This window comes from Parendozoicomonas sp. Alg238-R29 (assembly GCF_947331445.1).
GTDB lineage: Bacteria > Pseudomonadota > Gammaproteobacteria > Pseudomonadales > Endozoicomonadaceae > Sansalvadorimonas.
The window spans coordinates 19,509-29,449 of record NZ_CAMZOG010000060.1 but is presented as its reverse complement, the minus strand read 5'-3'; the positions used below and the strand labels follow the sequence as shown (position 1 = coordinate 29,449).

The following is a 9,941-nucleotide window of genomic DNA, read 5'->3' as shown; positions in this document are numbered from 1 at the left end:
AAATGAGCCAATGGCGTGCCGCTCAATGCGTTACAGGTACGCCCGCATGCGTTGCAGCGGTAGCGTTGATGACCAGCATTCTGCCCCCAGCGCGTCATGGATTCACAGGTGCAGCGAGGGCACCGCGGGTGCTGATCAAAGTAATATTTGAGACGCTCAAGAAGACGACTATTGCCCGTAACCTCTGGCGTTTTCGGGCATGGCGGTAGGGTTGTGTGCAAACATGTCAGCTGTTCAGGGGACAATGTACTGAGAGATTTCAGGAACTCTTGGAATTGTGTTTGCTGCATGACGATGGTTCCAATTACACGACAGAAACCGGTGCTCAGAAGTATAGTTCATGCACCAACATGTATTGTGAACAGAGCCGGGCAGGTGCAAGTCACGATGTGGGCCCAGACGCTTGTAGTGATGTGATTACCGAGGGAGGGAGACTGACGGGCTAATTACCGAGGAGCTTTGTCGTTCCCACCCAATAATAAGGCTCTGCCTGGAAAATCTTCGCGGTGGTATTTCCAGTAGGTTGATACCATATTTGTGAGATAAACCGATTTGAAGCGTTAAATGATTATGTCAGCCGTCAAAATATATGACGACACACAAACAGAGCTTAGGAAGTTTTACGAAACCGCACAAAATTTTACCAAATAATCAAAGTATTCTATCTATATTTTACCGCTCTAAAAGAAATCAACGGTAACTGCTCGTGGGATTGGTCAAAGCACAACTCATCGTTCTGCTGACTTTATTTTTAATACTTCCTCTTGCCGCACAAGCAAGCACAGAGACACCCGAAACACAGAGTACGAGCCTGCCAATACTGCCTATAAAGATGAAACCACATCTGCTGGAAACAGACTCACGGTTCAAGCATTTCATGAAGCAGGAAGCAAAATACCTCACCAAATTCGCGGCCATTTCTACGCTGGCATACGGGGTCACCAAATTTACTGGAAATTCGACGCTTCCTTATTTGTCGTTTCAGAGTATGGAAGCATTTCTCGACTACCACCTTTCACATGACTTAATCGAAATCTTAGGTCGATGGGCGGTCAGGTTGATGTACGAAAACTCTCACATGTCGCACGACATATCGGCCAGGCCTTACCCCAGTGCTCAACTGCTTCATTTTGTGTTACGTCTAGGCTTTTCTGAATTCGCACTGCAGGCGGCAGCCCTTAAGGAAGAAGCCGATAAGATCAACGATAGTAAGCTTGCAGGAGAACAAACCGTTATCACGGAAGCCTCATCATACTCCTTAAGTTTTTTTAACCAGACAAATTTACGCCTGAGAGAGTTGCGACCCTCAACGCCATCAGATCAATACTTTAAGCTGACGTTCAACACAACTGATGCTGATACCCTGAACCATGATACCACTGATAGCTTTGCTGATTTGGCACGTCATGCCGCCCAGTACGGTATCAATGAACTTGAGTTTTACCCCACGTTAGACGAACAATTACACATCCGTTCCTCTGATAACCAATGGGGCGTTCTTTTCGTTTTTGATTCCAAAGAAGTTCAGCCTTACTGGATAACAGAAGTGCTCGCAACGCCCCTGAACAAATCCAGAGAGTACAGCCAGGCAGCTAATCCTTTTTCCAAATGTATTATTAACGCTTTAATAGAAGTGCTTCCCAATCCCGGCATTCAAGATCCCACTCGTTTAACATGTACTGACTTGGCAGTACCGGTTTTTACCGGTCACACAATGCAAATCTTTGGGATGGGAGAAGAAGGATATCTTCTCGCTGACCATACCGACTCACACGGTCTTCGATTGCCCGACTTGTATCTCAATACCGAACTGAATTCCGCTCTTCTTGGACAAAGCAGTCTTAATAGTCTTGAACAAAGGCGCCTACCAGGACCTATGGACGGCCATAAACGGTTACTATCATCATTAAGAATTATAATTTACAGAGTGCTCTTTAATGCTTTGTTCCATGAACCCATGAACCTGCCAAAATTCAGTATGTACAGAGCCAGTGGAATATAGATAGCAGATACAACAACTCAGTGTCTGCTCCCCTTTAACTTAGGGTGTGTTCATGATTTTCCATTGATTTTGAGCGTACTGCCGTATGACTTTCTCATTAGCATTCTTCGCAGTGGGTGCGCAGAAAGAAGCTGCCGGGACTGAGACCCTCAAACAGTAAACAAAGGCTAAGTTGCTAACAAAGGCTAAGTTGCTAACAAAGACTAAGTTGCTAGTAACACGACTATGCGAAAAGCGCTGATATTTCTACTCATGAACAATAAGCAGGGTTAAACCCATCAAATATAACATCATAGACATGTTGATTAAGCGGCCACTTGAAGGCATATTGGCTAACGCTTATTAGGCAAACAAAAAAACTACAGAAACTACAGAAACTACAAAGAAATAAAACGATAAAAAGGTGCTGAGCATGAAGTCTTTACGTGCGTTATCCACCCTGCCTTTTCTCATTTCGAGCTTCGCTAGTGCAGGCTTTGAGTATGCTGGGGACTACCATAAATTCTCCGTTCCTGACTCTCTTTACGATATCTCCATCGCAGATATAACCGTTCCAGGTACCCACAACAGCTTTAACCGCAGTGGTATTGGAGGAGGATGTGCACCGACGTCTATTATCACGACCAACATGAATGTGCACTCCAGCATAACAGAACAAATAGAGATGGGCGTTCGACTGCTGGAGCTGGATGTTTATAAAACGGATAACGGCAACTGGTGTTTATTCCATGGTTCCGGGGGGAACGCAGCCCTTGACGGTAACTCTTATTATTTCTCGGACATCATTGCAGAAATTGCCGAAGGCTTAAAAGGTATTGGTAAAGAAATCATTTATCTGAAAATTGATGGAGGCCAGCTGGACTCTGAGACGCTACTGGCAGAGCTGGATAAGCATGGATTAAAAGACAGTATTTACCAGCGGCAGGACGGGGAAGAAGCTCCACCATCTCTTAATGAGCTAGCTCAGCTAGACAAACGCCTGGTGATTATTGGTGGCGGAAATGGGCTGGGCTGGGGCTGGAGTATGGCCAGCACTTCTCCAAAGTATACAAATAGACATGAACCTTTCTCCAGTACTTATACTCACGCTAATGGCGTAGATGCTGTTCGTTGGAATGCTTTTGCACTGGATGATGTCTTCACTTACGGGTCAACGGGGGATGCCGATTATATCCATGCCCGTATTTTACCAGGAGCACTCGAAAAGTGGGCACAGGCCGGTCGTCGTATAACGTCACTGGTTGTCGATTTTCCTCGCAGGGAATCAGTGAACATGACGGCTATGCGGGCTGCAACAATACTAAATCAAATCCCTTCGGTGAAAGGAGATGTTGCGACAGCGTCGGGTGATGTGATTAATGGCGTTCGGTTTAATTACTGGGCAGAAGACTTGAACCTTGCTACTGGTGATGGTCGTTACATCATGCAGGATTACAAGGGTCGTAACGTTGTCACGAATGAAATCAGTGGCTCTTTTGATTTTCCCCGCCCCCATGGCCAGGGCGTAACAATTCGCCCTTTCAAGGAAGGCTATCGGTTTGAACCGGCATCCATTTATGTAGAAGCAGAAGATATTGCGAACACAGTGAATATCTCCTTTACCGCCATTCAGGAGAAAGATACTCCGCAGTCTATTGCTGAAAGCTATTCCTTTATTTACAAGCAGGGAAATGTCGACCTGGCACCTGGGTTGGATGTTTCTGAAGCGGGTCAAGTGGTTGTCAACGATACAACCCGTCAGGACGGTTTTGCCCTTATCAACAAAGGCACGGGCCTGTGTGTTGGTGTTGGTTCAGACCATGCTTACACTGATGCCCCTGTCACCATGCAGATCTGTGATGCTTCTCCACGCCAGCGTTGGAATTACAACCCTCAGAATGGACATTTGAAAACTGTACTGGGTAACTATTGCCTGGATACAGAAGGTAGTGGCAACAGTGGCCACCGCCAGCAACTTTACTCCTGTATTGAACATCGAAACCTGACCTTCGATCTCGTTGGCCAGCGCATTGTTCCTGCTTATACCTCAGCCAATGCTCTGGATAGCCATGGGCGTTCGCCAGGTGCCTCTTTGACTGTCTGGAACCGTAATAATGATTATCACGATAATCGGTTCTGGATCTTTGAGAAGCACTTTGCTGTCAGCAGTACAGATCAGAACACTGTCACCAGTTCTGCTGCAGATGATAAGCAACAGTACTTCATGCTGGTTAATGAAAGTCGGAATAACTGTCTGACAGCTGATGGTACGGGTTCACAATCAAGAGTGAGTGCCAGGGATTGCCGGGGTGGCGACACCAGCTTGAAGCTCTGGAGCTATGCAGACAAGCAGTTCAAACTCAAAGCGAACCGGAACAGCTGTCTGGATAATAAAGGTCAGCTCTGGCAGGACTCAGAGCCTCATATCTGGAATTGCATTGCTGGGCATCCCAATATGAGCTTTCAAGTCAATATGCCTTACCAGGGAGGGGCTGCTCGCTCTATCGCACCTGTAGCTATTACCCCACAGGAAAATGCTAATGTTTTCCTGGATCATCCACGGGATTCCCTGGTTCGGCTGGCCAACTTTGAGAATAAAGTGGGTAATCAGGGGTGGGTTGTTGTACCTGTTTCCGTTGACTAACACCGTCTTCTAATCTTGAAAGGCTCAGGCTACACAGGCAGTCTGAGCCTTTTTTAGAGGCTCGCTTTCGAGCTTACGGAACCATACCGTCGTTATCTGCTGCCTCTTTATAGAGGGGTTTCATTACAACGTAAGTAACGGATTTCTCCTGATACTTATCAAGCAGACCATTTCCCATGAAAAAGCACCCTTCACTAACAAGTCGTAGATGAACAGGGTCTGTCTCACCAGGCCCCATAAATATGGTCAGGGTGGTATCGTCGAGTTCAAGAACAGCCGAAGACGTAATAGAAAGCTGATCTGGCCATGTGTCAGCCAAATAGCCTTGTTTAAAGACCAAAGAGCCGGATATGGTTGCGGAGTGTCCAGTGTCTTGTTTGAAATCAAACATAATACTGGCATCGTACTCAAAAAGATTTTTGCTTCGGTTGGTAGCAGACTTATGACCTGTCACCCAACCTGAATACTGCAGATCCCATTCCGAATTGTACCCGATAGCTTCTCGAGCAGTGGCACATTGTAGTTTAGGTTGCAAAACTGTCTCTTCTTCGGCTCTGCTGGAGGAGCTGAATATAAGACTGGGTAACAGTATAAAACCCGAAATTGCAGCAATAGAGGCTTTTAAAGCAAAGGCTTTAAAAACAGATAGCTTTCTCAAGAGCATATCAGAACCCCAACAAACACTGACGAATGGAGAATAAAAACTCTAGACTGATATGCACCTTTGTAAAGCGGACAACAGCTTCTCCATTGCATCAAAAACCCCACGCGGTGGTTTCATGCCTTTGGCCTCTATTACTACCAAGACGACGAAGTGCCACTACCTTCCTGACTGCGACGATCCCGATTGTGTGGTGCAGGTGACGCAACTATTAAGTCAGTGAAAAACACTGAATCCAAAGAAGGCTTATTTGAGTAAAAGAAAAACAGAGAATAATTCTTTCCGGGGCAGGTTATGCGAAAACAAATTCTGAATTCAAGGCCAATTTTTTTATCACTTTTTTTGTATCTGGCTCTTGTGCCCGCAGGAAAAGCCGCACCCTCTGCTGAATACTGGCCACTGTGGGATAAAAGTGATGAAAGAAGTACTCAGGTGATAGATCACCAGCTCTGGGATGATTTTCTGAAAACCTATATTCAGGAGGATATGACCGGCACCATGTACCGTGTTAAGTACAAAGAAGTCACATCGAAAGATAAACAGGCGTTGAAATCTTACCTCAGCCAGATGCAGTCCCTTGACCCTAGAGCTTATAGCAAGGATGAACAGTTCGCTTACTGGGTAAATCTGTATAACGCCCTGACGGTTCGCCTGATTCTTGATAATTATCCAGTAAAATCTATTCGTAAGATCGGCAGCTGGTTGGGTTTTGGCCCCTGGGATAATGATATTGCCGAAGTTGCCGGGCAGGAACTGACTCTGAACGATATTGAGCACCGAATTCTGCGTCCTATCTGGAAAGATGCCCGTATCCACTACGCCGTAAACTGTGCCAGCGTGGGTTGTCCGGACTTATTCCCACAAGCCTGGACTGGAGAAAATAAAGAGCAAATGCTGGAACAGGCGGCTCGTCGGTATGCCCGACAATCAAAAGGTTTTGAAATCAGAGGTGAAGTTCTGTTTCTTTCCAGTATTTATGACTGGTACAACTCTGACTTTGGCTCCATGCAGCAGCTTAAAGAACACCTGACTAAATACGCGCCCGCCGCCAAGGCTTCAGAGCTGAGAGACTTCAAGGGCACTGTTGAGCACCGCTATGACTGGAACCTCAATCGGTTTATAAAATAGCGTCTATGCTTGCGCCGATCTGGCAAAAGGTCGGCTTATGGCATCAAATACCAAAACATCCCGTATTCACCTGCCTGACCTGTTCCGGCTTGCAGAGCTGGCTATAAACCATGGCGAAGTGGAAGCATTAACTGGTCAACGCCATTTTTCTGAACCAGTAGCTTTAGGTTGGGATAAAACACGCCCACTTTCCAGCCGTAACCCGGTTTTTCATGCTTATGGGTTTGGTGGCGCGGGGCTGACACTGGCCCCCGCCATAGCGGAAGAAATCAGCCATACGATCTGCCCTGAAATTCTACAACCCTCCCCTCCTCATAAACACAATGACGTGATTATTTTGGGAGCCGGTTATATCGGCATATTCACTGCTCTGGCTTTGCGTAAAGACCTGGATAACAGGGAAGGGCAGGATATCACCATCCGTGTTTTGGCATCCTCCCTTCCCAGAGGATGCTCAACAGTTTTGCCGGAAACCTCAGAACCTTCACTTGCTGATAATTTCCCCAGCCAGATTGCAGGTGGTTTTGTTTTGCCACTTCATATCGGGCATTTAAAAGACCACAAACATTGGCCGAAGATCGTGCTTCGTACACAGGAAATCTGGGAACAGATGAGTAAGAGCCCAACACTTAATCGAACGGTTAAAGACGTTCGTGCTCTGGTTTTCCCTGACCCAGACAGTTCTCATTCTATAAAGAAGCCTAAGGTTGAAGACCTCAACCGACTTTTTCATACGCCACTGTATCCGGAGATGAATGTTGCTGAACTTGGCTATACCCAATGTCTGGGAAGCAACTACAACAAATCTGAGAAACAAACCTGCGAAGTTTTTCATTTCCCGGATATGACATGTTTCGACAGTTTTATACAGGTGGATACCTCATCAGTATTACTTTATTCGATGGAGGAAGTACTGCAGAAAAACATGACTATTACCCAACTGTCCTGCCCTCTGGAAAGCTACACCGAGCTGACTGAACACTTTCAACCGGATACCCGAACCTTTGTCATTAATGCCAGCGGATGTGGTGCCAGTACTGTTTTTGGATGTCAGCCTTCCATACCGATCAGGGGCGACCTTATGGTACTCAAAGTTCCCCTCAACCTGATTCCGGCAGACCTGCAACATATTGATCAATACAGCTATTGGGCCGGATCACATTATGTATTTATCCGTCATGAGCTTTACCGGCCCTGGATTCATATTGTTCTGGGAGGTTCCTGCATTGAAAACGACAGCGACCTCACACTTCGCCCTAAAGAGCTGAGTGAAATCCTCAACTTCTGGTTTGATCTTTTTCATATTCCCCCCGGCAGCTCCGCCATCGATAGCTATTCTAAAAAGAAGGCGTTACTGATTAAGCAAGTCCTCGATAACTGCCAGTAATCGCTCTCTCACTCCTCTGATGTGCAAGGATGCCCGCAGGTGTTAATGAATTATCGATACTCTCATCTTTGTTTTAGCTTTTTTGTTTTCTTCTCGATCCACAGTTATGCGGGACAAGGAATCTTCACTGAACCGGCTCCCTATACAGAGCAGCAATACCGAGTAGCTATTCTGGATCGCTTCTTTCCACCAGCGGAAGGTTTTAGCTCAGAAGTTCAGCGGGATCACCACCTAGCCCTTTATGGACTGACAGACATCGATGAAGATGAACAGGCAGAACCGTTTTATCACGGTGATCTTGTAAAAATGCTGGCAGCCCACCGAAATATTAATTTCATTAGCTACCCGATTCGCAACAACCAAGCTCCAATGGCAGATATTCTGGAAAATCTGCGAAAGATTAGTACCCGAATGTCTGTTCAACCCATAGATGCACTGGTGCTCTCCTGGGAGTCCTCCACACTAATCAGCTCTTTTGAGCAGCCTCTCCAGAAAAACAAAGCCCGGCAATATATTGAAACGGTTAAATCCATGGGCAAGGAATCACAGATCTGGCTTGATACCTGGAAAATCATTCAAGAGCTGGAATTACTCACCCTCAAAGGCGTGGCGGTTTACACCATTGCGGGTAATGGCGGGCGACGGATGATCAATACATTTTCATTCGCCCAGGGTGTTATCACGGTAGGTGCGTCCGAACAGGAACTGGAACACTTTGTCGCCAACAATGTTTTTGTCGATACCTATGCACGAGCGGCCTACCAACTGGTGCGTGTCGACAATGAAGCCGGTGAGCCTCTTGGCTATGATCTGGATGACGATCACTGCATTGATATTCCCCTGAGTCGCCTGACCGGCTACAGCAACACCCCAAAAGAGAAATATCCAAAAACATTCTGGAAAGTTCTGAGAGGATCATCCTTTGCGGCACCTGCGGCAATGAAAATGGCCCTGTTGCAGGGAATGGAGGAACCCTGCTCCTGATCAATCCGAAACAAGGCTTTCACAGGCGTTATTCAGGAACGACTTTATCGACCTGTCCTGGCATAGTCCTACGTGCCTGAAGACAGATAACATCAATCAGGCTAATCGCCTTTTCTATGCCCCGCAGTGCTCCATCAGAGTATCCACCAAAGCTGATATAACCATGAGGCAACTTGGGTTCATGGTGCGAAACAACCGCTACACCGGCCGACCTGAGTTTACGGGCATAGGCCAATCCCTGATCCCGCAGTGGGTCGTACTCAGCGGTAATAACAATCGCCGGTGGTAATTGGGTAAATACCTCGTCGGACGCTAATCCAGGAGACGCTTCAGGTAAACTTTGCTGCTCCACATTTGGCACGTAATTGTCGTGAAAACGGTTCATCAACTGACTGGTCAACACCAGATCATGACTGTATGTTCCCCAGGCTTCGCTGGAACGATCCGTGCAGTCAGTTACCGGATAAATCAGCCACTGCCAGGCTGGCATAATATCCGGCTTAACGGAGAGGCCGGAACGAGCAAACTGCTGGCAAACCATAGTCGCCAGATAACCACCGGCACTGTCACCGCCAATGCCAAGGTTCTTTAATTCCTTTCCAGCATTACTCCAGCTGTTGGCTATATAGTTCCAGGCTTTGATTGCATCTTCAGCACCAGCGGGGAATGGATGTTCCGGAGCAAGGCGATAGTCAACGGCAACAACTGTCATTCCACGCCGGTTAGCAACCCATCGACAGAAGCGATCATGGGTTTGCAGGTCACCTATCATCATTCCGCCGCCATGAAAATAAACCAGGCACTGGTCATTCTCTCTCGCAGACTCGTACCAGCGAAGAGTTATATCTTCATTAACAACCTCATCTCGAACAGTGACAGACGGGTGAACCGGAAGACTCCAGAGAGATGTACTTAAACGGTAAGAACGGCGCAGCTTCTGGGGTGATTGTTGATCAGGAGCCGGAATGCGCTGAAAAAGAGACATCAGCTTGCGCATATCCCGATCCATTCCCAACCAGGCCGAACTCGGACCGTGCACCGATACAAGAACCTTTGCCAAGCCTTTCATGATCCCTTCAAACATCATATCCCTCCTTTACAGCTATGAAACCCCTGATTACAAGAGCTTTTAACATTATTATTTTCATCAATGCCC

General features: G+C 46.8%; 7 protein-coding genes and 1 pseudogene. 5 read left to right on the top strand and 3 right to left on the bottom strand.

The annotated features are described in order from the left end of the window. Positions 1-290, bottom strand: a pseudogene (locus tag QMA35_RS21935) (hypothetical protein); the annotation flags it as partial. A 416-nt stretch (positions 291-706) separates the two neighbouring features. Between QMA35_RS21935 and QMA35_RS14705 the strand changes: the two are divergent. Beyond that, positions 707-2,002, top strand: a complete 1,296-nt coding sequence (locus QMA35_RS14705; RefSeq protein WP_281647912.1) for a hypothetical protein — start codon at positions 707-709, stop codon at positions 2,000-2,002. A 412-nt stretch (positions 2,003-2,414) separates the two neighbouring features. Next, entirely contained in the window at positions 2,415-4,625 is a 2,211-nt protein-coding gene (locus QMA35_RS14700; protein ID WP_281647911.1) for a ricin-type beta-trefoil lectin domain protein, read from the top strand. A 73-nt stretch (positions 4,626-4,698) separates the two neighbouring features. Here the strand turns inward: QMA35_RS14700 and QMA35_RS14695 are convergent, their stop codons facing one another. Next, positions 4,699-5,160, bottom strand: a complete 462-nt coding sequence (locus QMA35_RS14695) for a hypothetical protein (protein WP_281647910.1) — start codon at positions 5,158-5,160, stop codon at positions 4,699-4,701. A gap of 420 nt (positions 5,161-5,580) precedes the next feature. Between QMA35_RS14695 and QMA35_RS14690 the strand changes: the two genes are divergently transcribed. Genes QMA35_RS14690 through QMA35_RS14680 form a run of 3 tightly spaced genes read left to right on the top strand, consistent with a single transcriptional unit; the run spans position 5,581 to position 8,785 of the window. Next, positions 5,581-6,414, top strand: a complete 834-nt coding sequence (locus QMA35_RS14690; protein WP_281647909.1) for a DUF547 domain-containing protein — start codon at positions 5,581-5,583, stop codon at positions 6,412-6,414. Between the two features lie 37 nt (positions 6,415-6,451). Continuing rightward, complete coding sequence (locus QMA35_RS14685) at positions 6,452-7,801, top strand: hypothetical protein (RefSeq protein WP_281647908.1); 1,350 nt, start codon at positions 6,452-6,454, stop codon at positions 7,799-7,801. A gap of 45 nt (positions 7,802-7,846) precedes the next feature. Then, positions 7,847-8,785: a hypothetical protein gene (locus QMA35_RS14680; protein ID WP_281647907.1), complete on the top strand. Its 939-nt coding sequence runs from the start codon at positions 7,847-7,849 to the stop codon at positions 8,783-8,785. A 28-nt stretch (positions 8,786-8,813) separates the two neighbouring features. On the opposite strand, the gene QMA35_RS14675 is transcribed toward QMA35_RS14680, so the two are convergent. Beyond that, positions 8,814-9,872: an alpha/beta hydrolase gene (locus tag QMA35_RS14675; RefSeq protein ID WP_281647906.1), complete on the bottom strand. Its 1,059-nt coding sequence runs from the start codon at positions 9,870-9,872 to the stop codon at positions 8,814-8,816. Positions 9,873-9,941 lie beyond the last annotated feature (69 nt).

What these genes read in the sequence shown, in the direction of transcription:
- QMA35_RS14700 (WP_281647911.1), top strand. Translation starts at nt 2,415, where the DNA reads ATGAAGTCTTTACGTGCGTTATCCACCCTGCCTTTTCTCATTTCGAGC.
- QMA35_RS14690 (WP_281647909.1), top strand. Translation starts at nt 5,581, where the DNA reads ATGCGAAAACAAATTCTGAATTCAAGGCCAATTTTTTTATCACTTTTT.
- QMA35_RS14685 (WP_281647908.1), top strand. Translation starts at nt 6,452, where the DNA reads ATGGCATCAAATACCAAAACATCCCGTATTCACCTGCCTGACCTGTTC.
- QMA35_RS14680 (WP_281647907.1), top strand. Translation starts at nt 7,847, where the DNA reads ATGAATTATCGATACTCTCATCTTTGTTTTAGCTTTTTTGTTTTCTTC.
- QMA35_RS14675 (WP_281647906.1), bottom strand. Translation starts at nt 9,872, where the DNA reads ATGATGTTTGAAGGGATCATGAAAGGCTTGGCAAAGGTTCTTGTATCG.